The organism is Halorussus lipolyticus (genome assembly GCF_029338375.1).
In the GTDB taxonomy this organism is placed as follows: domain Archaea; phylum Halobacteriota; class Halobacteria; order Halobacteriales; family Haladaptataceae; genus Halorussus; species Halorussus lipolyticus.
This window is the reverse complement of the sequence record NZ_CP119807.1, coordinates 76710-102607: the sequence shown is the minus strand read 5'-3', so window position 1 is coordinate 102607 and position 25898 is coordinate 76710. Positions and strand designations below refer to the sequence as shown.

Sequence of the window (25898 nt, the reverse complement as noted above, 5' to 3'; positions counted from 1 at the left end):
CGGCCATGCGTCCTGCACCACATCGATATCGACCGGGTTCTAGAGCGCCGCAGAAACTGCTTTGATTGTGTCGCTTGCTGGCGTGAGTTCATGCGAGGCCGACGCTCGGTCGCCCGCGGCGACTGGCGGGAACGGACGTTCGTGTTCTCGGGACGCCGCCATCGGCGGGCGCGACCTGCTCCCAGCGGTCCTCCAACCGGGCCGTGTGCCACGACATGATGACGATTGTCGGACCCTCGGAGAGAACGTAGAACATTCCGTCAAATCTGTCGTTCACCTGCCGGTATTTCCTTAAGCGAGTTCGTCGTAGCCCCGACGATGCCTACCAGACAGGCCGAAACCACGTGGGAAGGCGGAAAGGACGGAAGCGGCGACTTCGAGACCGAGAGCGGCCAAATCGAGGGGACCTTTCGGTTTCCGACGCGGTTCGAGGACGAACAGGGAACCAACCCCGAGGAGCTAATCGGGGCGGCCCACTCGGGGTGTTTCTCGATGCAACTGACGGCCTTCCTCGAAGACGAGGGCTACGAACCCGAGCGCCTCCACACCTCGGCAGACGTGCATCTCGACAGGGCCGACGGCGGCGGGTTCGAGATTCCCCGCATCGACCTGACGCTCGACGCCTCGGTTCCGGACATCGACGACGACACCTTTGACGAACTCGCCCAGCGCGCCAAGGACAACTGCCCGGTGTCGAAGGCGCTGGCCGGGCCGGAAATCACGCTCGACGCGACCTTAGAGAGCTGATTTCGCCCGCAAGCACCGCCGTCGCCGACCTCAGAGGCCGGCGTAGGGGCCGCCCTTGGCCTCGGTGAGGCGCTCGACCTGCTCGTCCGAGAGGTCGATTGCGGCGGCGGAGAGATTTTCGTCCAACTGCTCGATAGTGCGAGCGCCGACGATGGGCGCGGTCACGCCGTCGCGGTGGGAAAGCCACGCCAGCGCGGTCTGGGCCGGGGTCGCGTCCACTTCGTCGGCCACCGCGTCGAGTTCGTCGTGCAGGTCGAAGTTCTCCTCGGTCAGGTACGACTCCTCGAAGCGACTCGATTCGACAGCGCGCGACTCGCCGGTCAGGCCCTCGTCGCGGGAGTACTTCCCGGTCAGGAAGCCCTGTCCAAGGGGACTCCACGGACAGACGGCCAGATTCTCTTGACGGGCCATCTCCAAGTAGTCTCCTTCGATTTCGCGGTCCACGAGGTTGTACCGCGGCTGGAGGACCGTGAACGGTTCCCACCCTTCCGACTTGGCTATCTGGTTGGCCTTCGCCACTTTCCACGCATTCGGGCGGAGCGTCGAGGCCCCCAGATAGTGGACCTTCCCGGCCTCCACGAGACCGTTCAGCGTCTTCATCATCTCGCGGGCGTCGGTCTGGTCGTCCCACCGGTGGATGTACAGCACGTCGATGTAGTCGGTGTCGAGGCGGTCCAGAATCTCGTCAACTCGGTGGCGGATGTTCTTGCGGTTGGTACCTCGACTGTTGGGGTCGCCGTCCCGAATCTGCCAGTAGATTTTGGACGCGACGGTGAACCGCTCGCGCTGGCGGTCTGCGAGCCAGTTTCCTATCCACTCCTCGGCTTTTCCTCTGCCGTACACGTCGGCGGTGTCGATGTATCGCCCGCCAGCGTCGGCGTAGGCGTCCAAGAGTTCGTAGGCGCGGTCCTCGTCTATTTCGACGTTACCCTCCTCGGTCTCCTTGCCGAAGCGCCACGTGCCAAACTGGAGTTCGCTGGTCTGGATGCCGGTCCCGCCGAGTTGTACGAAATCGAGGTCGAGTGCTTCCGAGTCGGTCATCATCGGTCGGGGGTACGAACGACGGTCGGAAAAGGGTTCAGCAACCGGCAGGGAGGTACGGTGTCCGCACGGCGGTAGAGTCGGTTCCCCGCCCCGAATCCGCGACGGTCCGAGCGCCGGGGGTGTCGAGAGCGCCTCCTCGCCGAGGACCTCTCAGAGCGCTCGGCGAACCGCGTCGTCAACCGCGAGGAGAACGCTCTCGGGGACGAACTGCTCGAAGGTCACGCGCCCCTCGGGGAAGCCAATCGTCACTCGGGGGCGCAGGGGGCCGTCGTCCTCGTCGGCCCGAACGTCGGTCGGGACCGAGACGAGGCCCGTCACAGCGTCGAGTTCGGCGTCACGGCGTCGGAGCAGGTCCCTGACGATGGCGTCGCTGAGAACGTCGGCGTGGTCGTCGGACTCCTCCGACCGGACCTCGATTGCTCTCGTGTCGTCTCCTCGGTCGGTGTTCCGGAGTCGGAGCGTCGAGTAGCCCTCGACGCAGGCGTCCTCGAACCGGCCGCGGAATCCGCCGTCGAGGAACGAAACGCGGGTCCCGCCGTCGAGTTCGAAGTAATCCGACACGGCTCTAACGGTCGCATCGGCGGTGTCGCCGTCGGGTGCGCGCACGGCGAGAAGTTGGGTCGTCGGTTCGAAGACGGCGACGGTCGTCGGCCTCTCGTCGTCCGAGATGGCGAGTTGGGTCTGGGTCCCAGTCTCGGGGACGGCGCAGACGACGAAGATTCGACCGTGGTCGCTCACGACGGTCCGGACCTCGGAACCGTACACGCCCGCCGAGTCGGCGTCCCCGGCCCGACCGGTCGCGCCGTCGGGCGAGACGCGGTGCAATCCGTCGATTCGGTAGTAGTAGACCGTCCGAGCGCCCGCGAAGCGGAGTTGCGAGGCGGCGCGCCGGAGTTCGATTCGAGAGAGTTCGTCGAGGACCGCGGCGAACCCGCGGGCGGCAGTGTCGATGTCGATGTCGGCCGACTGAAGCACGCGGCGGCGGGCGGACCTCGAATCGAGGCCTCGGACGAGTGCTTGCGGTGATGCGTCGGTCGTGGTCGGGTCGAGCGGGAGGTCCATCGGTTACTCGTAGCCACGACGGGCGTGGATACGGTTTCGGTTCGTCGGTCGGACCGGGGCCTCGCGAGCGGGACAACTCATATTGAGCAATAATCGAGCAACGAGTCCGACCACGAAGGAGACCGGCGAGTGCGGTCACGACGACGCACCCGAAATCCCCGTCACCGCCCGGACGCGGTTCGCATAACTATACAATTCTTTAGGAAATGTAGAGATTGTTCTTCGGCCCGAGGAGCAGTCGGGACACCACCCGTCGAACTGCACCCTTCGACCCGCTTCGCCGAACCGCCCCGTCGAACCGCTCCGCCGAACGGCGGAGACTCGCGCACGGTGGAGCGACGGCCCGGCGGCGGTGCGCACCCTTTAAATACTCTCTACAGGAAGGGACGGGTACGTCCGACCCATGTCGAAGCAGGACCAGTCCGACGACGAGGAGGGGCGAACGGAACTCCCCATCGAGCGCGGGTTTCCCATCGAGCGGGTGAACGAAATCGCCGAGAAGGAGGGCCGCGCCAAGCAGTGGTATCGACCCATCTACACGATGCACAAGTGGTGGGCGCGCCGACCGGGGTGTCTGTTCCGCGCGATTGCCCTCTACGCACTGCTGGACGACGACATGGACCCCGAGGACTTCGAGGTGTACGAACCCGGTCGGAACCAGACCCTCGGGAGCGCCGGGCGGACCCGCGAGGACCTCGCAGAGAAGATTTCGGAAGTCGATATGGAGGACCCCGAGTCGCTGTGGGAGTTCTACCCCAAGGACGTTCGCGTCGCGGACAAGAAAGTCCTCGACCCCTTCATGGGCGGTGGCACCTCGCTGGTCGAGTCCTCGCGCTTCGGCGCGGAGACGGTCGGCGTGGACCTCAACCCCGTCGCGTGGTTCGTCACGAAGAAGGAACTCGAAGCGGGCCAGACCAGCGTCGAGGAGTTAGAACGCGCCTTCGAGCAGGTCAGAGACGACGTGGCGGACGAGATAACCCAGTACTACCGGACGCCCTGTCCCAACGGCGACCACGAGGCCCGCGAGGACCACGACGCGGACGTGATGTACAACTTCTGGGTGAAGGAACTCGATTGCGTCTCCTGCGGGCACACGGTGCCGCTGTTCAAGGACTACCGCGTGGCGAAGGGTCGGTACGACAACGACGACAAGTACAACTGCCTGTGTCCGGACTGCGGCGCGGTCACGCTGGTCGATGATTGGCAGGACGACAGCGAGTGCGACGACTGCGGCCACGAGTGGGTGCCCGAGGAGGGCAACGTGAGTCGCGGCGGGTACTACAACTGTCCCGAGTGCGGGCAGAAGGAGTCCATCACGGACGGGATTCAGGAGCAGGGCGGGTACGACCTGCGACTCTACGCGGTGGAATACTACTGCGAGGAGTGCGACCAACAGGGTCTGGACAAGAGCGCCCACAAGGGGTACAAGCAGGCCGAGGCCGCCGACAAACGACTATTCGAGGAGGCCAGACGCGAGTGGCAGACGCGGACCGACCTCCACGAGTACGTGCCCGACGAGGAAATCCCGCCGGGTCACATGACCTCGGAGCGGAATCCGGTGTTCGACCACGGGTACGAGGAGTGGACGGACCTATTCAACCAACGTCAGTTACTCAGTTTAGCCAAACTTCTTCGTTCTATCAATGACATTTCGTCAGATAACCTCCGTGAACTGCTGTTAGTTGCGTTCAGCAACACGCTCTGCACTAATAACGAGTTTACTGGATACGACCAGAGCTATAACAAAATACAACATCTATTTAAGACTAATTCGTTTGACCCACCACAAACCCCGTGTGAGGGTAACGTTTGGGGGGCAACGTTTGGTCGTGGTACATTCGAATCCATCTACGATATGGTGAAAAGTGCGGTTGAGTACGCCAACGCCCCGACTGACCGTTACATCGAGGACGGCGAGACCATCGAAACCGACGAGTTCGCCCAACCCATCGGTCTCGATTCGGAGGTCTACCAAGACGACATGCGGAACATCTCCGCCGAGGACGAGTACGACGCGGTGATTACCGACCCGCCCTACTACGACAACATCATCTACTCGGAGGTGGCCGACTACTTCTACGTCTGGCAGAAGATTCTCCTCGAAGACGAGTACCCCGGTTTCGACCGCGAGAAGACCCCGCGGGCCGAATCCATCGTCACGAACCCCTACCTCGACAAGACCACCGACGACTTCGAACACGAGATGGGCGAAGCCCTCTCGGTGGTCAACGACGCGCTGAAAGACGACGGCGTGCTGGCGTTCACCTACCATCACAGCGACGAAGAATCGTGGGGTGAACTCCTCCAATCGCTGTGCGAGACCGGCTTCGAAGTGACCGCGACCTACCCAATCAACTCCGACTTGAACAAGTTCATCGGGGGCGAGGCCGTCTCGTTCGACATCGTTATCGTCGCCAGACCCACCGACGACCGCACGCCCATCAGTTGGCGTCGGCTTCGAATCGACATCCGGAACGAACTCGACGACTTGCAGGACGCGCTGGAGGAGCGCGAGGACCTCAAGCGCGGCGACATGGGCGTCATCGAGATGGGGGCGTGTTTCGCCGAGTACTCCAAGCACCACGGCGAGGTCCGCCGGTCAGGCGACATCATGACCGCCAAGGAGGCCGTCGAGGAGATTTACGGTATCCTCCAAGACGACGCGCTGGGCGAGGACGATGTGTATCTGGACCTCCTCCGGGAGGCCGACCCGACCTACAACAACCTGAACAAACTCCTGCGCCGGAGCGACTCCTCGGAGGAGGAACTGCGCGAGAAGCGCCTGTTCCGCGTCGATGGCGACGAGTTCGTCCTCGGCGACTGGCGCGACGAACAGCGACAGGCCTACGTCCAGTCCAAAGTCGAGGACGGGAACGGCGACGTGACCGACCTCGACCGGACGCACTTCCTGCGGTACCGCTACGAACACGACAAGTCCACCGCCGAGTACCTCGACCGGTGGTCCACCGACGAGTTGCAGGAACTCTGCGAGGGACTGGCCGACGCCACCGGCGACGGGACCTACCTCAAGATGCTCGGCCTCGACGCGACCCTCGCGGAGTTCACCGAGTAAGTCTGCTTGCAGGCGGGTCGCCCGACCGGCGTCGGTCCCTCGCGTCGGGCCTCGGCCTCGTGACCGACCGCGCCGGGGTGCCGACGTGCGGGGCGTCCTCGGGGTGACTCCTCGCCAGCGAGGAGCGTCTGAGTCGCCGGTCGGCGGGCGCTCTCGGGGGCGAGCGCCGGGTCGCCGTCGCGTTTCCACACCTTCATAAGGAGTTCGGACCTCGTGTCGAAGCACATGAGTACCCACGCACCTCTCGACGCTATCGACGACGTGCTGACCCTCAGCCCCGAACTCACCGAGGGTGACAGCCTCATCAAGGGGCAGATTCGTCTCTACGATGTCGATAGCGACTCGGACACGCTGGAATCCGACGCCGAGCGGTTCTTCGACCGCACCCTGCTGACCGGCGGCCTCGAAGACTCCCTGAAGCGACTGCGCGACACCCTCCGGGGCGAGGACAACAATCGCCTCCACGAGATGTACGGTCCCTACGGTACCGGGAAGTCCCACCAGATGGTGGCGCTCTATCACTGCTTCCAGTCGCCCGAGGTCGTGGGGTCGTGGGCCGACGGTCGCATCGAGGGCCTCGCCGACGCGCTGTCGGACGACGCGCTCCCGGTCGTCGTCTCGCTCCAGAAATCCCAGTACGAGTACCTCTGGGAACCGCTGTTCGAGGCCCTCGACTACGAACCCGACGAGGAGCGATACGACGAGGAGGGCGGCTATCCCACCATCGACGTGATTCAGGAGGCCGTCGGCGACCGGACCGTCGCGTTCTTCGCCGACGAACTCGAAGACTGGTTCGGGTCGCTGAGCGGTCGGCGCAAGGACGCCAACCGGGGGTTCCTACAGGCGCTGTTCGAGACCACTTCTCGGCCCGACACCGAACTGTTCGCGTTCGTCTCGGTCCTCCGCGAGGGGTCGGACGTTCACGACATCCTCTCACGGGAACCGGGCCGCGTGCAGGTCAACATGTCGAATCAGGTGGCCATTCGGGACGTGCTTCGCCACCGCCTCGTGGACTCCATCGACGACCGCTCGGCGATGCGCTCGCTGGTGGACCAGTACATCGACGCCTACGCCGACACCGACTACGTGGACCTCCCCGACGGCCTCCGCGAGGAGATGTACGACACCTACCCCTTCCACCCGGTTCTCATCGACTCGCTGAAGACGCGCTACTTCGCGGAAACCGAGTCGGGCGCGACCCGCGGCATGCTCTATCTGTTTGCGAAGGTACTGGTCGATACCTATCAGGAAACCGACCTCGTGACTCACGGCGAAGTCGATGCGGTCGAGTACAACGACGAACTCACGCGCATCAACGTCGAACACTCCCGGCCCGACCGGTGTTTCGATGACATCGTGGAGCGACTCGCCGACGCCGACATCGACTACGGTCGGCCCATCCTCAGCACGGTCCTCGTCTACTCGCTCACCCCCGGTCTCGCCGAGGGCGCGACCACCTCCGACATCGTTCTGGGCACCTACCACGTCGGCGACCGAATCAACGACATCATCGTGGACCTCGAACGCCTGCAGGGCGAGGTGTATCACCTCTGGCGCACCGAGGACCGATACGTCATCCGCGAGGACGAGAATCCGCGCTCGCTCGTGAAGAACGCCGCCCGCGACGTGGACGACGACGACGCGCTGGAACTCATCGGCGAGGCCGTCGAAGACCTGTTCGGCGCGGGGTCCCACGCAGTCGGGTTCAACGTCACGGGCGAACTCGAAAGCGTCCCCGACAACCAGAACATCGAGACGGTCGTCAAGAACGGACCGTGGGACGAGAACAGCGTCGCCGAGGTCATCAAGAACCAACCCGCCGGTCGCCAGTGGCGCAACACGCTCGTGTTCGTCCAACCGAAAAACGACAAGACGATTTCCCAGTCCGACCAACGGGAGAAGTTCCTCGGGAAGGCCAAGGAGGTCATCGGCGCGGAGATTCGCCGCGGCGACGAGAATCTGTCCGACGAGATTCGGGACAAGATAGACGACCTGTACGACGAGTACACCGACGACCTCGGAGAGCGCTTGGACAGCGCCTACGGCGCGATACTCGACGGGAACGACCTCCTCGACGAGTTCGACCGCGCGGCCAAGATGTCGCTGGAGAACTTCGTCCCTGCGGAACCGAAACTGGACGCCGGCAACGTCGCGGCCGCCGTCGAGGCCGACCCCTTCGACCTCCAGCGACACGTCTGGGACCTCGTTCGTGACCGACTCGAAACTCGCTCGGAGACGACCATAGACGACATCTACGAGCAGTTCCTGATGGAACCGGCCTACCCCATCCCCGGAAACGCCCGCGCGGTGGTCGATGCGGTCGAGGACGGACTGTCGGACGAACCGGTTCTGGCCCACGACGGGAAGGGGTTCGAGGACGAACTCCGGGGCCTGAGTCGGGACACCACACTGGTCCTCGAACGCGACGTCGAAACGTGGTCGACCGAGGAGGTCGAGTCGGAACTCCGGAGTCGGTTCAGTGAGGGGACCGGCGAGGTGGACCTCGGGACCTTCGAACTCGACATCAGACAGCGGACCGACGTGCGGATAGACACGGACCCCGAGGATGCGGTCAAGATGGCCGCCGGGCGGTTGACGAACGACGACCACTACGTGCTGGTGAGCGGGAACGAAATCCTCGACAAGGTGCGCCCGGACGCGACGCTCCGGGACGTTTCGGACGCCGAGACTATCGATTCGAAGACAGTCCACGACCGAATCGAGGAGACGATACGGTCTGCCGGTGAGGCCGACACCAATCAGGTCCTCACCACGATTCGAAACGATACCGGCGTCTATCTCCCTCACAGCGACACCGACGCTGGCTTCCGGACCGCCGTGAGTTCGTTGCTCTCGGATGGCTACCGAGTCAAGTCTGGCGGCAACTACGTGAATACCCTCGGCGACCGGGACCCGACGGATGTCGTCGTCGCGCCGATGGTCCCCGACGACGTGGGCGACCGGATTCTGGACCACGTTGCTGGCCTCGAACGCGAGACCACCTTCCAAGTCCAGTCGATTCACCGGGAGTGTGCGCCCGACCAATCGGAGTCTGCGGTCGAACACTTCCTGCTCGCTCACCTCGGCGACGACGACCCCCAGTACGTCGTCGGCGCGACCGGTTCCGACGACCCCGGCGACTGGTTCCCCGGCGCTGGCTTCCGAATCCCGCCCGAGGAGGGGTGGACGTTCGAGTACGAGGGCGATAGTCCCTCGGAGATGCGGGCCGAGTGGCAGGCGTCCCACGAATCCGGGTCGGTCGCCTACGGGTCGCTGTCGTTCAACACAGACGGGAACGGCGCGGCACCCGGTCCGCTACAGGAGGCCGCCCAGTTCCAGCAAGCCCAGACCGTCCTCCAACTCGAACTGGGTCAGTCCCACGAAGTCGTCGCGGACCTGCTGGAGAACGTCCCCGAGTCGGCCACCGGAATCGACGTGACCATCCAGTTCGAATGATGCGAACACTCGAATACGAAGAAGCGGCCAACCCCACCCATGCCTGACCGAGACTCCGACCCTCGGGACCTGCTCCCAATCGAGCGCGGTTTCCCGATAGAACAGGTAAACGACATCGCCGACCGCGAGGGGCGAGCGAAGCTTCACTACCGACCTTTGTCCACGATGCACAAGTGGTGGGCGCGCCGACTCGGGAGCGTCTTCAGAGCAATCTCGCTCTACTCGCTCGTGGATGCGCCCGATACAGTCGACGTTCGGGACCCCGGCCCCGACGACGCGAGCCTCGCCGATTTCGGCGACGGTGAATCCGAGGACGACACGACCGAGGACGTGGCTCGGATGCTCGATTCGGTCAGTTTGCGTGACCCCGACGCCCTCTGGGAACTCTATCGGAAGGACGTGCGCGTCGATGGGAAGTCGGTCCTCGACCCCTTCGCGGGCGGCGGAACCAGTCTCATGGAGGCCGTTCGATTCGGCGCGTCGGTCACCGGCGTGGACCTCAACCCGGTCGCGTGGTTCGTCACCAAGCAGGAACTGGAGGCCCACGAGGTCGAACCCGAGACGCTCCGACAGGCGTTCGAGGAGGTCCGAACCGCCGTCGCCGACGAACTCCGGTCTCGCTACGAGACCGACTGTCCCCTCGACTCCAACCACATCGCGGACATCGTGTACGCCTTCTGGGTCCGCGAGCTAGATTGTACCTCCTGCGGGGAGACGATTCCCCTGTTCAAAGATTACCGGGTCGCAAACGGTCGATACGACCACGACGACGAGTACAACGTCTTCTGCCCGGAGTGCGAGTCGGTCTTCCGGACCGACGACTACCGCACCGAAACGACCTGCTCGGAGTGCGAGCACGAGTACGTGCCGGCGAACGGACCGGTGACGCGAGGCGGCAACTACGGGTGTCCGTCGTGCGGCCTGAAATACCCCATCGTGGACGCCATCGCCGACGGGCAATCCTACGCCGAACGACTCTACGCGGTCGAGTACTACTGCACCGAGTGCGACGACGAGGGCAGAGAGCGCGCCGCGTTCAAGGGATACAAGGCCGCCACCGACGACGACCGCGCCCGATTCGAGCGCGCCAGCGAGGCGTGGCGGTCCGACGACGAACTCGGCGAGTACGCGCCACGGGGCGAGATTCCGGAGGGCGCGATTACCGCGGCGTCCTCGATAAGCGGCAACGACGTGTTTCGCCACGGGTACGAGACGTGGCGCGACATGTTCAACGACCGCCAACTCTACTGCCTCTCGACGCTTCTGTCGGCCATCGACGACGTGGAGAATCGGGCGGCCAGAGAGTACCTCCTGCTCGCGTTCAGCGACTCGCTGATGTACCAGACCAACTTCTCCCGCTACAACCCCAACGGTCGGAAGATAGAGGAGATATTCGGGCAGAACTCCTACAACCCGCGGGTCGAATACGTCGAGAACAACGTCTGGGGCACGAGGGCGGGCCGGGGAACATTCCGGAACACGTGGGACAAAATCGTCGATGCGGTCGAATTCGCTCGCGCGCCGACCGAGCGGTACATCGAGGACGGCGTCCCCAAAGAGACCGACCCCTTCGAGACGAGCGTCGGCGGGGAGTACACGCTCCATCAGGGCGACGTTCGAGACGTGGATTTGGACGCGACGTACGACGCCGTGGTCACCGACCCGCCCTACTACGGCAACGTCGTCTACTCCGAAGTCGCGGACTTCTTCTACGTCTGGCAACGGTTGCTGTTGGCCGACGAGTACGACTGTTTCGCCCCCGAGACGACTCCTCGGGACGACAGCATCGTCGCCAACCCGGCCGTCGGCAAAGACGACGACACCTTCGAGGCCGAACTCGCCGAGTCGTTCTCGCGGATTCGAGACGTGCTGGCAGACGAGGGCGTCCTCGTGTTCACCTACCGACACGGTGGGAAGGAGTCGTGGGGCGCGCTCCTCGAGACGCTCTGTGACGAGGACTTCGACGTGACCGCGACCTACCCGATTTCGGCGAACGTCACCGACTTCGTGATGGGCGACGAACTCAACTTCAGCGTCGTCGTCGTCGCCAGACCCGCCGAGACGAGCGAACCGATTAGCTGGTCGGCCCTCCGGAGGCGGATTCACAGAGTCGCCGGCAGGACCGCCGAGGAGGTCCGCGAGGGCCAGACGCTCTCGGAGGGTGACGTGGGTATCGTCCAACTCGGCCGGTGTTTCCGGGAGTACTCGAAACACCACGCGAAGGTCCACCGCGAGGGCGAGGTCATGAGTACCGACGACGTGGTCGGCGAAATCTTCGACATCGTTTCAGGAGAGGTCTCGGCCGACGAAATCTACCGCAGTCTGCTGTCGATGGACGACCCGACGCTCGCCGACGTGAAGCGCCTGTGTCGGGGGACCGAAGTGGACCCCGACGACCTCCGCGACCGGGCGCTTTTCGACGCGACAGACGGCTTCAGACTGACGCGGTGGAACGACGACGAGCGACTCGCCTATCTCCGCGGGAAGGACCTCGGCGAGTTGTCGGCGCTCGAAACCGTGCAACTTCTGCGATACGACGCCGACCCCGACACCGAAACGATAGCCGAAACCCGCGAGATAGCGACCACGGGAGAACTGCTAGACGTGGCGACCGAACTCGCCTCGGTTACCGGCGACGACGAGTACCGTCGCCTGTTCAGAGGCTAACGTATTTTACGGTCCCGCGAGACGTTGGGAGCGAGATGACCGACACCGATGCAGTCGCCGGGATGTACAACATCGTCGTCAGTGACGACCGGGAGTGCGCCGACCACCGGGTTCCCATCGGCGAGTTCCTCACGAAACTCCACGACAGGGACCTCCCCGACGAACTCTGCGTCGTCGGAATCGAGGGAGTTCTCACGGACGACGACAGTCTCCGCGACGAGTTGGTCTCGGCGATGCGCCGGGAGATGGACTATCTCAACAGCAGGCGGCCGCTACCGGCGATTCAGTTCGTCGTCGAGGGCGACGTGCAGGGTGCCGGCGACTCCTTCGACGTGAAGATAGACGGGGAGTTTCACTCCCTCGCGCCGATATTCGGCCGGCAGATGAAGCGACGGGAGTCGGGATGGCTTGTCGCGCCCTTCCGCGTGTAGCCGATTACATGAGCGACCACGGTCCCTCCTCGGTCACGGTGGTCCCATCGTCGCTCGCCCGGAGGAAGTAGAGCCGAATCTCTCCGTGGTCGTCGTCCCCCGAGGGGTCGTAGACGGGGACGCAGGTCGTCTCGTGGCGGGGATACCTCGGATGACCGTCGTCGTCGGTCTTCGTACACGCTTGCCGAATCCGGGATTTCGTCCACCGACCTTGGTCTTCCAACGCCGACTTGTTCGGTGCGTAAGCCGAGAACGTGATGGCGGCGATAACGCGGTCCGCAAACGTGGTCGGATTACTGATACTGAACGGTCCGTTCGCGTCGTGAACTCTGGTGAGGTCCCGCTCGGAAGCCCCGCTGAGACAGAGGTGGTCGTCGGCCACGGCCTCGAACACCCGCAGTTCCGGATACTCGACGGCGAGCGTCTCCGAGACGTACTCCCGAAGCAGTTGCTCGTAGTCGTCACAGGTGAACTCGTCGTCCGGCGAGACGACTCGAACCTCCCCGTCGGTGTCCGGAACCAGCAGACGCTCGGGCGGAGCGTTCGGGCAGAGAAACGCCATCCGGTCGGTGCCAGTCAGGTAGGCATACGAGAACATCCGGGACCGAGACCCCGACTCCATCGCCGGGTTCTTGCCGTCCCGGTAGTACTTCGAGTCCAGCACCGCGAGGACCTCGGCGTCGTCGCGGAGCAGATGGTCGGGTTCGTGGCGGGCCTTAGTGTCTTTCCCGAAGGGGTCGAGAGATGGCTCGCGCTCGCACTCAACCGCCGAAAGCTGTTGCAGGTGGTCGAGTTCGCGCACGTCGTCTAGCGTCTGGGCGAGGACCCGATGGGAGTAGTCCTCGAACAGCGCGTTCATGCCCAGCGCGTAGTCCACGAGCAACTCCTCGGTCCCGCCGCCGGCCTGCCCCAGAAGCGTCGAGGAGAGGACCGACTGGGCGGTGTGGAACGCGCGCCGGTAGTAGTGGCGCTGTCGCGGCAGGTCGCGGAGCGACACCCGGCGATACTCCCCGAGGCGCTTCTGGCTACTCTCGATTCCCAGCGCCTCCATGTGTTCTACTTCCTGATGGACCAGCGAGAGGAGGGCGTCTCGCCGGGGATGCTCTCGGTCGTCGCGGTCCTGTTGGAGGAGTCTGAGGAGTAGCTTCCCGGCCATGTGGATGGCGGCGTTGACCGGGTTGGCGTACTCGACGGTGGTCGCTATCCACGTCGGGGTGGGGTCGCCCGAAGCGTGGTTCAGCAAGGTTCGCTCGACATCGACCGACCCGAGTCCCTCGAACCCGTTCCGACGCCGAATGTGGTGGTTCCGGACGAACCCCTCGCGTCGAATCGTCCGGACGCCGTGGACGTAGTTTATCGCCAGAATTGCGATGATGCGGGCGGACTCGACGCCGCCGGAGGTCAACTCCTTGAGAGGGACGCCGTAGTACGACTGAGTTCTGTCGATGTCGTAGACCGTGAGCAACATCCGGACGACGTGTTCCCACCCGACCTTGGGTTCGACTTGGACGCTCATGCCCGGAACCAATCGCACGATGCCCGCGACATCGGCGGGTTCGACGTGGAGGGTATCGTCCACGACGCGGGCCGAAAGTACCTGTAGCCCCTTCGAATCGCCGTTCCCGTCGCCCGCGGTCCGCAACCGAGGCCGTCGCTTGACGAACTTGCTCCCGTCGCGGACGAAGTTCGCGGCCCGGAGTTCGTCGCCGACCGTCTCGGGGTCGCAGTCCTCGACGACTAGCTTCTGATTCTCCCGAACCGAACACAGCGAGGTCCCGTAGTCGTAGTGGGGCGTCTCACTCATACGCGCTGATGCCCATCTCGCGCTCCTCGGCCTCGGCCTGTCGGGTTGCGAGGTCCACCGCCGGGCGAAGGTCGAAGGCCTCGAACTGGTCGTCCAGCGTCTCGTAGTGACTCGCCAACCGGTTTATCTGGGGCAGTGCGGCGGTGTTCAGCAGGCGCGGCGCGACGAACGTGGCGAACGCCTGTCCGACCGCAGTCGCCTCGTCGCCGGCGTAGGGACCGTCGCTCTTGCAGGCGTGGCCGAGGAACTTCGTCACGTCCTCGTAGTGCATCGGCCCGAACTCGATGATAGCGCCCTCGCTACTCGTGGTCGTCCCCTCGTTGACTCCTCGGTGATGCCGCTCGAAGAGCGTCCGGAGTTCGTCGCGGTCGATGTCCACCTCCGACCCGAGGTTTCCAAGCCACTGGTCGAACAGCGCCGCGCGCTCGTCGTCGCCGTACCGGGCCAGTTCTATCATCGCAAACCGGCGAGTGATGGCGTCGTCGAGTTCGTTCACCGTCCGGTCGGACATGTTCATCGTACAGATAATCTTCACGTCGTCGCCGAGGGTCAACGGTTCGTCGCCGTCGTCCCCGTGAAAGATGACCTGCTCCTCGTCTTCGATAGCGGTGTACAGCGGGCCGAACACCTGCGAGATGTCCGCGCGAGTAATTTCGTCCACGATAACCGCCCAGTTGTTCTGATACTTGTTGGCCTTCTGGATGCCCTGCGAGATACACCCCGCCTTCCGGTGATACTCTATCTCGCCGTCGTCTGTCCGCGGTTGGATACTCCCGGTGATGTCGGCGGGCGTCCACGTCGGGGTCGCGGTGTGGATGGAGTAGTCGATACAGGTTTCGAGCGCGAGTTGCTTGGCGAAATACGTCTTGCCGGTTCCGGTCGGGCCGTAGAGGACGATAGGCTTGCCCACCTCGATTGCGGTCCGGGCGTTCTTCTCGACAGTCTCGGGGACGAGCGGGTCGCCCAGATTCTGGTTTCGCTGGGCGACGGTCTGTTTGACTTCGAGGGGTGCGACCGACGACTTGAGAATCTCGTCTCGCAACTTCGCGCCGCTTCCGGGCACGTCGGCGTCGATGTTCTTCTCCTCCACCAGAAACTCCAGCGCGCTCGGGTCGTCGGTCTTCGAGATGAACTCCTCGGCGGTCCCCACCGCGCTGAGGATGAACCCGCTGTACTCCTCGGCCTCCTCGCGGTCGTAGTTCTTGAACCTCGGCTTCCCGCTACTCATTACCTGTTGGGTGTCACGGGGGTATTATAAATTGACGTGTATGCCCGACCGAGGAGCGACCGAGGACCCTCGCGGGCGTAGGTCCTCGTCCGGCCCGAATCGGGCGCGGGACCCCGGTGGGTCGATTCGCGTAGCTTTATACGCACCAGTCGTTTTGGCCTACACAGTTACGATGTCGCAGGAACAGTCGGACGAGGAGTCCGAGGACCGGACGGTGCTACCCATCGAGCGCGGGTTTCCAATCGAGCGAGTGAACGAAATCGCCGAGAAGGAGAGTCGCGCAAAGCAGTGGTACCGGCCCATCTACACGATGCACAAGTGGTGGGCGCGCCGACCCGGATGCCTGTTTCGAGCTATCTCGCTGTACGCGCTGTTGAACGACGGGATGGACGCAGGGGACTTCGAGGTGTACGAACCGGGCCAGAACCAGACGCTCGGCAGTACCGGGAGTAGCAGGGAGGACCTCGCGGAGAAGATTTCGGAGGTCGATATGGAGGACCCCGAGTCGCTGTGGGAGTTCTATCCGAAGGACGTGCGGGTGAGCGACAAGAAGGTGCTGGACCCGTTCATGGGCGGTGGCACCTCGCTGGTCGAAGCCTCGCGCTTCGGCGCGGACACCGTGGGCGTGGACTTGAATCCGGTGGCGTGGTTCGTCACGAAGAAGGAACTCGAAGCGGGCCAGACCAGCGTCGAGGAGTTGGAACGCGCCTTCGAGCGAGTCCGCGACGACGTGGCCGACGAGATTACCCAGTACTACGAGACGCCGTGCCCGAACGCCAGTCCCGACGCGAGTTCCGACGAGGACCCGGCGGACGACCAGCGGAGATACGCCGGGCACGACGGCGGCAATGGCGGCGCGCACGACGCGGACGTGATGTACAACTTCTGGGTGAAGGAACTCGATTGTGTCTCCTGCGGGCACACCGTCCCGCTGTTCAAGGACTATCGAGTCGCTGAAGGGCGCTACGAGAACGACGACAAGTACAACTGCCTCTGTCCGGACTGCGGCGCGGTCACGCTGGTCGAGGACTGGCGCGAGGCCAGCGAGTGCGACGAGTGCAGTCACGAGTGGGTGCCCGAGGAGGGCAACGTGAGTCGCGGCGGGTACTACAACTGCCCGGAGTGCGGCCAGAAGGAGTCCATCACCGACGCCATCGCCGACCAAGGCGAACCGGACATGCGCCTCTACGCCGTCGAGTACTACTGCGAGGAGTGCGACCGGCAGGGCCGGGACAACAGCGCCTGCAAGGGGTACAAGCGGGCCGAAACCGCGGACAAGCGACTGTTCGAGGAGGCCAAGCGGACGTGGCGGACCCGGACCGACCTCCACGAGTACGTGCCCGACGAGGAGATTCCGGAGGGCGCGATTACCGCGGCCTCAGAAGTGAGCGGCAACGACGTGTTCCAGCACGGGTTCGAGGAGTGGAAAGAGCTATTCAACGAGCGACAGTTATTGTGTTTTGCACAACTGCTACAGGCTATAGAGGGTGTGAAAGACCGGAATTTGCAGGATTATCTTCTGCTGGCCGCCACCGAATGTCTCCGGACGAACTCGATGATAGCGGGGTATCAACCGAGTAACGGACATATCTCCGACCTCTGGCGAAACAACTCCTTCGACCCGGCGACTGCGCCTGCCGAGAACAATCTCTGGGGGACGAAGTACGGGATGATAACCTTCCGGAAGACGTTCGACAAGATAAAATCCGGCATCGAGTACGCGAACAGTCCCACGGACCGCTACGTCGAGGACGGCGAGACCATCGAAACCAAGGCCTTCGCCCAACCGATTGGGCTGAACTCCGAGGTCCGGCAGGGCGACATGCGCAACCTCACGGCCGAAGACGAGTTCGACGCGGTGATTACCGACCCGCCCTACTACGACAACATCATCTACTCGGAAGTCGCGGACTTCCTCTACGTCTGGCAGAAGATTCTCCTCGAAGACGTGTATCCGGGATTCGACCGGGACCACACGCCCCGCACGGAGTCGATAGTGACCAACCCCTACCTCGACAAGACCGCCGACGACTTCGAACACGAGATGGGCCAAGCCTTGGAGGTCATCAACCGCGCGCTGACAGACGACGGCGTGCTGGCGTTCACCTACCACCACAGCGACGAGGAGTCGTGGGGCGAACTCCTCCAGTCGCTGTGCGAGACCGGTTTCGAGGTGACCGCGACCTACCCCATCAACTCCGACCTCCACAAGTTCATCGGCGGCGACTCGGTGTCGTTCGACATCGTTATCGTCGCCCGCCCAACCGACGACCGAACCCCGATTAGCTGGCGACGGCTCAAAATCGACATCATCAACCGCCTCGACGGCCTCCAGAGCGCGCTGGCCGAGCGCGAGGACCTCAAGCGCGGCGACATGGGCGTCATCGAGATGGGGGCCTGCTTCGCCGAGTACTCCAAACACCACGGCGAGGTCCGGCGCTCCGGGGAGATACTCACCGCCAAGGAGGCCGTCGAGGAGATTTACGGCATCCTCCAAGACGACGCCCTCGGCGAGGCGGGCGTCTATCTGGACCTCCGCCGAGAGGGGTCGCCGACCTACGACGACGTGAACAAACTCCTCCGGCAGTCCGACGCCTCCGAAGCCCAGATGAAGACGATGAACCTGTTCCGCAAGGAGGACGAGGGCGAGGACTTCGAACTCTACGACTGGCGCGACGAACAGCGACAGGCCTACGTCCAAGCCACAATCGAGGCCGGTGACGGGGACGCGACGGTCCTCGACCGGGCGCACTTCCTGCGGTACCGCTACGAACACGGCAAGTCCACCGCCGAGTACCTCGACCGGTGGGACACCGACGAGTTGCAGGAACTCTGCGAGGGACTGGCCGAGGCCACCGACGACGCGACGTACCTCAAGATGCTCGGCGCGGACGAGTCGCTGGCGGCCTTCGGCGACGAGTAACTCCGCCGGGCGGACGCCGCGCCGGACGGGACGCTGGACAGTCGAAGCGACTCCCCGCGAAAAATCACTCACCATTTATTTGAGCAATAAATACGTTTTCTAAACACATATTTTCCCATCCTTAATACGTCGCCACCGTACTGCACAACCTATTTGACAGGTAGGCGATTGCCTGCTACTATGGACGACCCAGACCTCGTTTCCGTCGAGGTCACGCACCACGACCCCGACCCGGTGGTGGCGGACGCCGACGCCGGGACGCCGGACTTGTCCTTCCACCGCCAGTCCGTCGTCGCCAACCGCCTCCTCGCGGGCCAACCCGACGCCGAACTCCGGTCGCTCGCCAGCGTGGACGACGAGGAGGTCAAACTCCTCGAACATCAGGTGGACGCCGCCCACCGCGCGCTGTTCGAGATGGACGGCCGGGCGCTCCTCGCCGACGAGGTAGGACTGGGCAAGACCATCGAAGTCGGCATGATTCTCAAGGAGATGCACTACCGCCGGACCGACGACTCGGTGCTAATTTTGACCCCCGCCCAACTCGCCAAGCAGTGGCAGGGCGAACTCCGCGAGAAGTTCGGCCTGCCGTTCGTCTCGAACTACGACAGCGAGTTCGAGGGGTTCGACGCCCACGACCGGGTTATCGCCAGTATCGACACCGCCAAGAGCGACCGCCACCGCGCCGCCGTCCTCGGCCGGGACTGGGACGTGCTGGTGATGGACGAGGCCCACTACGTCAAAAACGAGGACACCGACCGGTACGCGCTGGTCGATGGTCTCACCTACGACTACGCCTTCTTCCTCACCGCGACTCCAATTCAGAACGAACTCACGGACCTCTACAACGTCGTCTCGCTGTTGCGCCCCGGCCTGTTCGGCAGTCGGGAGACCTTCCACCGCTACTTCGTGGACGACGGCCAAGAGACGCTGGTCAACCGCGAGGAACTCCAGCACCGACTGAATCAGGTGATGATTCGGAACCGCCGCGACGACACCGACATCGACTTCACCGACCGGGTTATCGACACCCGACGCTTCGAACCCACCGACGCCGAGCTGGGCCTCTACGAGTCGGTTTCGGACTACGTTCGGAGCGCCTACGACGACGGCAGTGGGCAGAAACTCGTTTTGATGCTCCTCCAGAAGGAAGTCGTCAGTAGCCCCGCCGCGCTGGAGGGCACCGTCCGCAAACAACTCGACGACCGGACCGACCCCGCCCACCGCGAGAAGTTGGACGCGATTCTCGACCGGATAGACGACATCGAGACGGTCACGAAGCGACGACGACTCCTCGACATCGTGGCGGAGGCCCGCGAACACGTCGAGATGGGTCGGGTCATCGTGTTCACCCAGTTCCGGCCGACCCAACGCCGAGTGGTCGAAACGCTGGCGGAACGAGGCTACGAGACCCACGCCTTCCACGGCGGCCATTCGAGTCAGGAGAAAGAGGAGATAATCGAGGCCTTCCGCGACGACGGCGGCGTCCTCGTCTCCACCGACGCGATGAACGAGGGGCGCAACCTCCAGTTCTGCAACGTCATGGTGAACTACGACCTGCCGTGGAACCCGATGACGGTCGAACAGCGAATCGGCCGCATCCACCGAATCGGCCAGAACCGCGAGGTGTACGTCTTCAACATGGCACTGAGAGACACCATCGAGGAGTACGTCCTCGACAAACTCTACCACAAAATCGACCTGTTCCAGCAGACGGTCGGCGAACTGAGTACCGTCCTCACGCGCCTCGAAGACTCCGGCACGAGCTTCGAAGACCAGATTTTCGAGCGTCTCACCGCCGCCGACTCCGAGGTCGAACTCGAAAACGACTTCGAGGAGATGGCGATAGACCTCGGCGAACAGCACGAACTCTCCCGGAAGGTAGAGCGGTTCAACACCGGCGTCTTCGAGAGTTTCGACCTCGGGGTGGGCGATGACTGACGCGGCCCATCCCGTCACCCAGTCCGCGCTGGAGGCGTTCGCCCGAGAGTACCTGACGGGCCTCGGGGCGTCGGTCCGCGAATCGGACGCCCGGTGGCGGGTGAACTTGCCCGCGCACGTCGATGTGGATTTCGCCGACGAACGGGAGTTCGAGGTCGCGGTCGGCCCCGACCGACCGGCCAGCGACGAGTCGGAACGGGCGCTGACCCCACAGAGCGAGTTCGCCCGCCGACTCCTCGCCGAGGCCGCCGAGATGGCTCCCGCGGGTCGAGTCGCCCTGACGAAGGACCTCCTCGACGGCGACTATCGGTACCCCTCGTGGGTCGCCGAGAGTAGCGCCGACGTGGCGGACGCGACGTTCAGTCCGTACTACGACCGGACGGGCCTCTGGGCGCTCGTCCGAATCGACGTGGAGACCGTCAGCGAGTACCAGACCCAGTTGCTGGAGGCGGTGGCGCTCGACGTCGAATCCGAGGACCCGCTTCCGGGGGTCGCGGAGTTACTGGTCGAGGAGTTCTACGGACTGCAATCGGGGCCTCCTCGCGGGGCGGCGACAGCGACCGAGACCGACGACGCGCCGATTTCGACCGAGAAACTGGCCGACGCCGCCGACACCGCGCAACGAACCGCACTCGAAGCGGTCCGGGACGAGATAGACGACATCCGCCGGTCGGCGTCTCGCGCCGCCGAATCCGAGTTCGAGGAGTATCGCCGACTCCGGGAACAGCGCATCGAGGAACTCCGAGACGAAGTGCGCTCGCTGGCCGACCGCCTCCGGGACGTGGCGACCGAGGCCGAGGGGGTCCGCTCCGACGAGCGTCGGGTGGCGGTCCTCGAAGAACGCCAAGAACTCAAGGCCGAAAAGGAGGACGTGCAGACAGCACTCGACGAGGCCCGCCGGGAGAGAGAGCGCGGGTACGCCGAGAAACGCCGGGAAATCTACGACCGACACGCTGTCGAGATAGCGACCGAACTCGTCGCGGGAACCGTCGTCACCTACGAGCGTGGCGAAATCGACCTGACGGTGCGCGACGACGGCCGGTCCGAAACCCTCCGCGCTCCCTACGCGGTCGGTGCAGGAGTGACCGACGACGTGCGGTGTGACTGCTGTGGAGAGCGACTCACCGCACGGAACCCGATTCGGGTGACCGCCACCGGTCTCGGGTGTCGGACCTGTCGGTGACAGCGAATCCGCAGTGGGGTCAGAGAACCCGAAACACCCGCACCGTGTCGCGCTTGCCGGGTTCGCAGAGCAGTTGGGCCGCGTTCAGGTCGGCGAACTCGTCCTTCCAGTTGCGGTGGTACAGCGGGAAATCGTCGTGGACGATGCTTACCTCGCACCCTTCCCGGCCTCGCTGAGGACTGTTGCCCTCGTTCTCGGCGGTAATCAGCAGGTCGGCGGAGACGCGGGCTAACTCCTCGAACACCCACTTGTTGTCGGGGTGGACGTGCTGAAGCGTCTCGACGGAGTAAATCACGTCGAACTCGCCGTCCGCGAACTCTGGCACGAGGTCCTCGATTGCGCCGGTGTGGAAGGTTCCGGTCTCGGCGAGTCGGGGGTAGTGGTCTTCCATCACGTCGAAAGAGTCGTCGTTGATGTCGATGCCGGTCAGGTTCTTGTACCCGCGGTCCAGCAGGTGTGCGAGGTGACGACCGGAGCTACAACCGACTTCGAGGATTTCGGCGTCGGTGTTCACGTAGTGGTCGAAGACCGCAGAGAGGGTTTCGGTCACCTCGTTCTGGCCGATTTCGGCGTAGTAGCCCGGCGAGAACTCGTCGGAGCGATTGGCCCAGTACTCGTGGTTGTCCTCCGGTTGCACGTCCTCGGGTGGTTCCATACGAGGAGCCACGCGGTCGGAGAGTAAAGGGTTCGCGGAGTCGTTCTCCGCGGGCGCGAGGACGCCGCGTCGGGTGGTGGTAGAACAATTGTAAAGATTCTCGAAAGACAGGAGAGTAAGGTGTAAAGAAATATTTAGGTGTCTCGAAGGCGCTTGCGAGAGTCCGACGCGCTCGGTGCGACGCCGACCGACCGCCCGAGCGCGGCGGGAATCGCTCGCCTACAGCGGCGTGAACGGCAACTGCGCGAGCGTCGTCCCGTCGTAAGCCAGCGCGTCGGACTGACTCACGCCCTCGGGCGTCACGAGGTCGATGATTCGGGGCGCGTTGCCCTCGGCACCGTTCTTGGCACCGCCGAACTGCCACTGGGTCGTGTCGGCCCCGACGTTCCGGAATGCGCCGTAGTTCTCGGACCCGACGACCGGCACGACTTCGCTCTCGGCGATGGTCACGTCGCTCAGGACGCTCTTATCGACCGAAACGGTGGCCGTGTTCGCCGAAAGGTTCACCACGAGCGTCGGCGCGCTCAGGTCGTTCCCGCTAGCATCGTAGACGCTGGTGTCGTAGCCGCTCGCCGTGACCCGGTAGTGCCACGGGTCGGCGAACTCGGCGGTGACGTTCAGGTCGCCGTTCTCCGCGGTCGAACCGCCCGAAAGCGACGGGTCGCGGAGCCAGACCGTGAAGTAGTGAGGCGAGAAGTTGCCCGAGTCGTAGGCGTCGTAGAGGTTCGCCACCTCGAACCGGAAGTCGTAGGTCGAATCTGTCTCGACCACCTCGAACGACCGCAGGTCGAACGCGCCGTTTTGGAACGAGCTATCTGTCGGGTAGGTGTACGAACCGGGACCCGAATCGTCGCCCGCGGCGTCGCTAAGGCTTGCGACCGTAGTCCCCGACGAGTCGGCGGGCCGAAGTCGCATCGCAGTCCCGCCGCCGGCACCCATCGAAATCTGTAGGGTGTCGCCGGCCGAGACGAGGAAGTCGTTGATAGTGACCTCGGTCGGGTTGTTATCCACGTCGGTACCGGGCGCGTCGGTGTACTCCGTGACGGCCCACCCGTCGGACTGGGACGACAGGAAGTCCAAGGAGACGCTGAGGTCCCGACTCGTGTCGTCGGTCATCGCGCCGACGTACCACTCGTCGCCCGACCGCCGGGCCACGACGATGTACTCGCCGATGGCCGAATCGAGGACGCGCGTCTCGTCCCAGTCGGCGGGCACGTTCTCGATGAAGTCGAACTCCGGCACCGTGTCGTAGTTCTCCCTGCTCGGGTCGATGTTCTCGAAGGCGGCGGACACCGGCGAACCGGCACCCGATTCGCTGACCGCGACCGTGTTGAGGTTGAACCCGCCAACGTCGTTCGCCCCGAGTTTGATTGCAATCGTGTTGTCGCCGGCGTCCAAGTTCACCGAGACGGTGTGAATCTCCCACGAGTCCCAGTAGTCGGTGTACGACGGCGTAATCGTCCGTTCCGACCCGTTGACGACCAGCGTGGCCTCGGGACCGCCGTTGTTTTTGACGGCTTGGGCGTTCTCCTCGGCGTCGCAGGCGTACCGCAGGTGGAGGTCGTAAGTGCCGGCGCTCGGCACGTCCTCGACCGTGAACGAGACCGTCGCGCCGTCCGGTTCGCGGTTGGGGTCTACGGGCACGTAGTGACCGCCGTAGCAGTTGCGCCACTTGTCGGCGGTAATCATCCCGTCGAGGTCACCGGCTTGGGCTTGGACGAACTCGCCGACCGACAGCGACGAGTCGATGTAGGCCTCGATGCGGTCGGCCGCCATCTGAAGGCCCCCGAGGTAGGTCGGGTACATCGCCAACTGCTTCGCTCGCGTGGTCTGAATCTGGCTGTCGGAGTTGTCGTTGAACGTGATGTCGAAGATACCGGGCTGATAGCTGGTCGGTCCGGCGAGCATCCGGGTGAACGGCAGGAGGACGTGGTGGTCCCGGCCGACGTTCGTGCTGAGTTCGTTGAACCCGTCGTACTCTTGGGCTTTCACGACTTCTCGGGCCGCCACGTTCGGGTAAGTCCGTATCTCTCCAGTCGGCTTGATTCCCTCGTGGATTTCGAGCATCTGGCGGTCCTTGGCGGCCTCCCGAATCGCAAGCCGGTGGTGGTTGACCGCGGTCTGGCAGTGCTGGTTGTGGGTGGCCGTCGAACCGTCGCCCTCGAAGCCGAGGCCGGGGTCCGAGACGTAGCCGTTCTTGATGGAGCGAATGCCCTCGCTCTCGTACCCGCCGAAGATGTCGTTGTTCCGAATCTCGTCCTCGTAGTTGACGACGTTCCCGGCCGTCTCGTTGTGGATGGTCATCTCGACCGGGTTCGAGAGGTTCGCGCCGTAGTCGGTGACTGCGGGCACGTCGAAGTCGGGGTAGGAGTCGCCGACGCCCATCTCCAGTCCGGTCCCGTCGCCGGGATAGGTGTCCCAGCCCTTGTTCCACCCTTCGACCAGCACGCTGTCCATGCCGTGTTCGCTGGCGAACCGGAGGTAGCGTTTCATCCGCTCGGTTCTGGCACCGTGGATGTACTCGGCCGGGTTGTTGCCGTTGTTCGAAATCTCGGCGTCGGTCTTGTACTCCCACTTCGCGCTCCCGGCTATCATCGTCCACCAGATGCCGATGTACTTCCGGGCGGTAATCCAACTCGTATCGACGCCGCCGCTTCCGTCGCTCGGCAGTACCGAGTCGTCTCGCTCGTCGGCCAGCAGTGGCACGAGTTGGGACTCCACGAGGTCGCCGGGCGTCGTCCCGATTTGGACGGTCCGCCACGGCGTGACGTGGGGTGCGGTCGCCGAGACCTTGTTTCCGCTCGGAAGCGGCGCGAGTTCGACGGCCATCTCCTTGCCGCCGTTGTCCGACTGGGAGGCCAGCGACATGGTTGCGTAATCGTCGAGGTTCGACTCGTGGACGCTGAGATAGGTGCCGTCTCCGGCCTGCATCGTCACCGGCGTATGCGCCCCGTTTCGGACGGTGTTGTCGTTCGGCCGGATGGTTCGTGACCCGGCGGGAATATCGCTGAGGTTCGACTCGTTGTACTCCTGCTCGAACCGGGGGTTGACGAACTCGTTTTTAATCCACCACGACGAGTAGTCCCCGCTGAAGTTGAACTCGGTGTTCTCGGAACTGACGACGAAATCGCCGAACTCGTCGTCGAACACGACGCGGAACCCGAACCCGTCGTTGAACACTCGAACTTGGAGGTTTGCCGACCGGCCCGGACCGCTGGTCTCCTCAAGTCCGAGGGTGAGGTAGCCGTAGTCCTCCGAGACCGTATCGAAGTCGCCCCACTCGGGCGTCCACGTTTCGGTCGCAGTCCCGGTCTCGCTCCCCGTGACGGTGATGTCCGGCCCGGACCCGGTAATCCCGGTGCCGAACGTCTCCTGCCCGGCGAAGTTGAATCCGATGGGCGAGGAGTCGATGTACGTCGTCCCGCCGAACGCGACGCTGTAGTTCGGGACGCCCGAGGAGACGTCAAGCGTGACCTCGATGGACCCGTCGGGCGAGGTTACGGTCTGTACGTCGGCGCTATCGCCCGACGTGACCTGCCCAGCGACCGATTCGGGGACGCTGGCCGAGTAGGCGGCGGCCGCGAGGAGTCCCCCGACTCCGCCGAAGAAGTCCCGCCGATTGAGCGTGCTGTCGTCCAGTGGTGAGTCATTGTCTGCCATGTGCTATTTAGTCCTTAATTCATATCG

Annotated in this window: 16 protein-coding genes; 8 read left to right on the top strand and 8 right to left on the bottom strand. The window is 64.0% G+C overall.

The window, feature by feature from the left end:
• Nucleotides 1-88: 88 nt before the first annotated feature.
• Entirely contained in the window at nt 89-256 is a 168-nt protein-coding gene (locus P2T57_RS19800) for a hypothetical protein (RefSeq protein WP_276302637.1), read from the bottom strand.
• A 62-nt stretch (nt 257-318) separates the two neighbouring features.
• Here P2T57_RS19800 and P2T57_RS19795 point away from each other — a divergent pair, with 62 nt between their 5' ends.
• On the top strand, nt 319-747 hold the full coding sequence (locus P2T57_RS19795) for an OsmC family protein (protein WP_276302636.1): 429 nt from the start codon (nt 319-321) through the stop codon (nt 745-747).
• A 30-nt stretch (nt 748-777) separates the two neighbouring features.
• Here P2T57_RS19795 and P2T57_RS19790 read toward each other — a convergent pair whose 3' ends face one another.
• Nucleotides 778-1788, bottom strand: a complete 1011-nt coding sequence (locus tag P2T57_RS19790; protein WP_276302672.1) for an aldo/keto reductase — start codon at nt 1786-1788, stop codon at nt 778-780.
• A gap of 153 nt (nt 1789-1941) precedes the next feature.
• Complete coding sequence (locus P2T57_RS19785) at nt 1942-2853, bottom strand: hypothetical protein (RefSeq protein ID WP_276302635.1); 912 nt, start codon at nt 2851-2853, stop codon at nt 1942-1944.
• Between the two features lie 403 nt (nt 2854-3256).
• Here P2T57_RS19785 and P2T57_RS19780 point away from each other — a divergent pair, with 403 nt between their 5' ends.
• Nucleotides 3257-5926, top strand: a complete 2670-nt coding sequence (locus P2T57_RS19780) for a DUF1156 domain-containing protein (RefSeq protein WP_276302634.1) — start codon at nt 3257-3259, stop codon at nt 5924-5926.
• On the opposite strand, the gene P2T57_RS19775 is transcribed toward P2T57_RS19780, so the two are convergent.
• Entirely contained in the window at nt 5875-6123 is a 249-nt protein-coding gene (locus tag P2T57_RS19775; RefSeq protein ID WP_276302633.1) for a hypothetical protein, read from the bottom strand. The two genes, P2T57_RS19780 and P2T57_RS19775, sit on opposite strands and share 52 nt — an antisense overlap.
• Before the next feature lie 28 nt (nt 6124-6151).
• Between P2T57_RS19775 and P2T57_RS19770 the strand changes: the two genes are divergently transcribed.
• Genes P2T57_RS19770 through P2T57_RS19760 form a run of 3 tightly spaced genes read left to right on the top strand, consistent with a single transcriptional unit; the run spans nt 6152 to nt 12480 of the window.
• A complete protein-coding gene (locus P2T57_RS19770) occupies nt 6152-9382 on the top strand; it encodes a DUF499 domain-containing protein (RefSeq protein WP_276302632.1) in 3231 nt (1076 codons plus the stop codon).
• Between the two features lie 39 nt (nt 9383-9421).
• The gene (locus tag P2T57_RS19765; protein ID WP_276302631.1) at nt 9422-12049 is read left to right on the top strand and encodes a DUF1156 domain-containing protein; all 2628 of its coding nucleotides are present in this window, start codon (nt 9422-9424) and stop codon (nt 12047-12049) included.
• Nucleotides 12050-12084: 35 nt separating this feature from the next.
• Nucleotides 12085-12480 (top strand): DUF8076 family protein, encoded by a 396-nt coding sequence (locus P2T57_RS19760; protein ID WP_276302630.1) that lies wholly within the window; start codon nt 12085-12087, stop codon nt 12478-12480.
• Nucleotides 12481-12484: 4 nt separating this feature from the next.
• Here P2T57_RS19760 and P2T57_RS19755 read toward each other — a convergent pair whose 3' ends face one another.
• Entirely contained in the window at nt 12485-14284 is a 1800-nt protein-coding gene (locus P2T57_RS19755; RefSeq protein WP_276302629.1) for a 5-methylcytosine restriction system specificity protein McrC, read from the bottom strand.
• A complete protein-coding gene (locus P2T57_RS19750) occupies nt 14277-15512 on the bottom strand; it encodes an AAA family ATPase (protein ID WP_276302628.1) in 1236 nt (411 codons plus the stop codon). Before P2T57_RS19750 ends, P2T57_RS19755 begins: the two co-directional genes overlap by 8 nt.
• Before the next feature lie 172 nt (nt 15513-15684).
• On the opposite strand from P2T57_RS19750, the gene P2T57_RS19745 reads away from it, so the two are divergent.
• The 3 genes from P2T57_RS19745 to P2T57_RS19735 all read left to right on the top strand — a co-directional run bounded on the left by P2T57_RS19745 (nt 15685) and on the right by P2T57_RS19735 (nt 21556).
• Nucleotides 15685-18435 (top strand): DUF1156 domain-containing protein, encoded by a 2751-nt coding sequence (locus tag P2T57_RS19745; protein ID WP_276302627.1) that lies wholly within the window; start codon nt 15685-15687, stop codon nt 18433-18435.
• 180 nt (nt 18436-18615) lie between these two features.
• Entirely contained in the window at nt 18616-20373 is a 1758-nt protein-coding gene (locus tag P2T57_RS19740; RefSeq protein WP_276302626.1) for a DEAD/DEAH box helicase, read from the top strand.
• Nucleotides 20366-21556: a coiled-coil domain-containing protein gene (locus tag P2T57_RS19735; protein WP_276302625.1), complete on the top strand. Its 1191-nt coding sequence runs from the start codon at nt 20366-20368 to the stop codon at nt 21554-21556. The genes P2T57_RS19740 and P2T57_RS19735 overlap by 8 nt, the downstream gene beginning before the upstream one ends.
• A gap of 19 nt (nt 21557-21575) precedes the next feature.
• Here P2T57_RS19735 and P2T57_RS19730 read toward each other — a convergent pair whose 3' ends face one another.
• Nucleotides 21576-22193: a class I SAM-dependent methyltransferase gene (locus P2T57_RS19730; RefSeq protein ID WP_276302671.1), complete on the bottom strand. Its 618-nt coding sequence runs from the start codon at nt 22191-22193 to the stop codon at nt 21576-21578.
• Between the two features lie 237 nt (nt 22194-22430).
• Nucleotides 22431-25871 carry a glycoside hydrolase family 97 N-terminal domain-containing protein gene (locus P2T57_RS19725; RefSeq protein ID WP_276302624.1) on the bottom strand — a complete coding sequence of 1147 codons (3441 nt, stop codon included), beginning with the start codon at nt 25869-25871 and terminating at the stop codon, nt 22431-22433.
• Between the last annotated feature and the right edge of the window lie 27 nt (nt 25872-25898).

Excerpts from the sequence above, each read along its gene's own strand:
- P2T57_RS19775 (WP_276302633.1), bottom strand. The coding sequence starts at position 6,123 with ATGAAGGTGTGGAAACGCGACGGCGACCCGGCGCTCGCCCCCGAGAGC.
- P2T57_RS19785 (WP_276302635.1), bottom strand. The coding sequence starts at position 2,853 with ATGGACCTCCCGCTCGACCCGACCACGACCGACGCATCACCGCAAGCA.
- P2T57_RS19745 (WP_276302627.1), top strand. The coding sequence starts at position 15,685 with ATGTCGCAGGAACAGTCGGACGAGGAGTCCGAGGACCGGACGGTGCTA.
- P2T57_RS19735 (WP_276302625.1), top strand. The coding sequence starts at position 20,366 with ATGACTGACGCGGCCCATCCCGTCACCCAGTCCGCGCTGGAGGCGTTC.
- P2T57_RS19795 (WP_276302636.1), top strand. The coding sequence starts at position 319 with ATGCCTACCAGACAGGCCGAAACCACGTGGGAAGGCGGAAAGGACGGA.
- P2T57_RS19755 (WP_276302629.1), bottom strand. The coding sequence starts at position 14,284 with ATGAGTGAGACGCCCCACTACGACTACGGGACCTCGCTGTGTTCGGTT.
- P2T57_RS19740 (WP_276302626.1), top strand. The coding sequence starts at position 18,616 with ATGGACGACCCAGACCTCGTTTCCGTCGAGGTCACGCACCACGACCCC.
- P2T57_RS19770 (WP_276302632.1), top strand. The coding sequence starts at position 6,152 with ATGAGTACCCACGCACCTCTCGACGCTATCGACGACGTGCTGACCCTC.
- P2T57_RS19725 (WP_276302624.1), bottom strand. The coding sequence starts at position 25,871 with ATGGCAGACAATGACTCACCACTGGACGACAGCACGCTCAATCGGCGG.
- P2T57_RS19790 (WP_276302672.1), bottom strand. The coding sequence starts at position 1,788 with ATGACCGACTCGGAAGCACTCGACCTCGATTTCGTACAACTCGGCGGG.
- P2T57_RS19760 (WP_276302630.1), top strand. The coding sequence starts at position 12,085 with ATGACCGACACCGATGCAGTCGCCGGGATGTACAACATCGTCGTCAGT.
- P2T57_RS19750 (WP_276302628.1), bottom strand. The coding sequence starts at position 15,512 with ATGAGTAGCGGGAAGCCGAGGTTCAAGAACTACGACCGCGAGGAGGCC.
- P2T57_RS19800 (WP_276302637.1), bottom strand. The coding sequence starts at position 256 with ATGTTCTACGTTCTCTCCGAGGGTCCGACAATCGTCATCATGTCGTGG.
- P2T57_RS19765 (WP_276302631.1), top strand. The coding sequence starts at position 9,422 with ATGCCTGACCGAGACTCCGACCCTCGGGACCTGCTCCCAATCGAGCGC.
- P2T57_RS19780 (WP_276302634.1), top strand. The coding sequence starts at position 3,257 with ATGTCGAAGCAGGACCAGTCCGACGACGAGGAGGGGCGAACGGAACTC.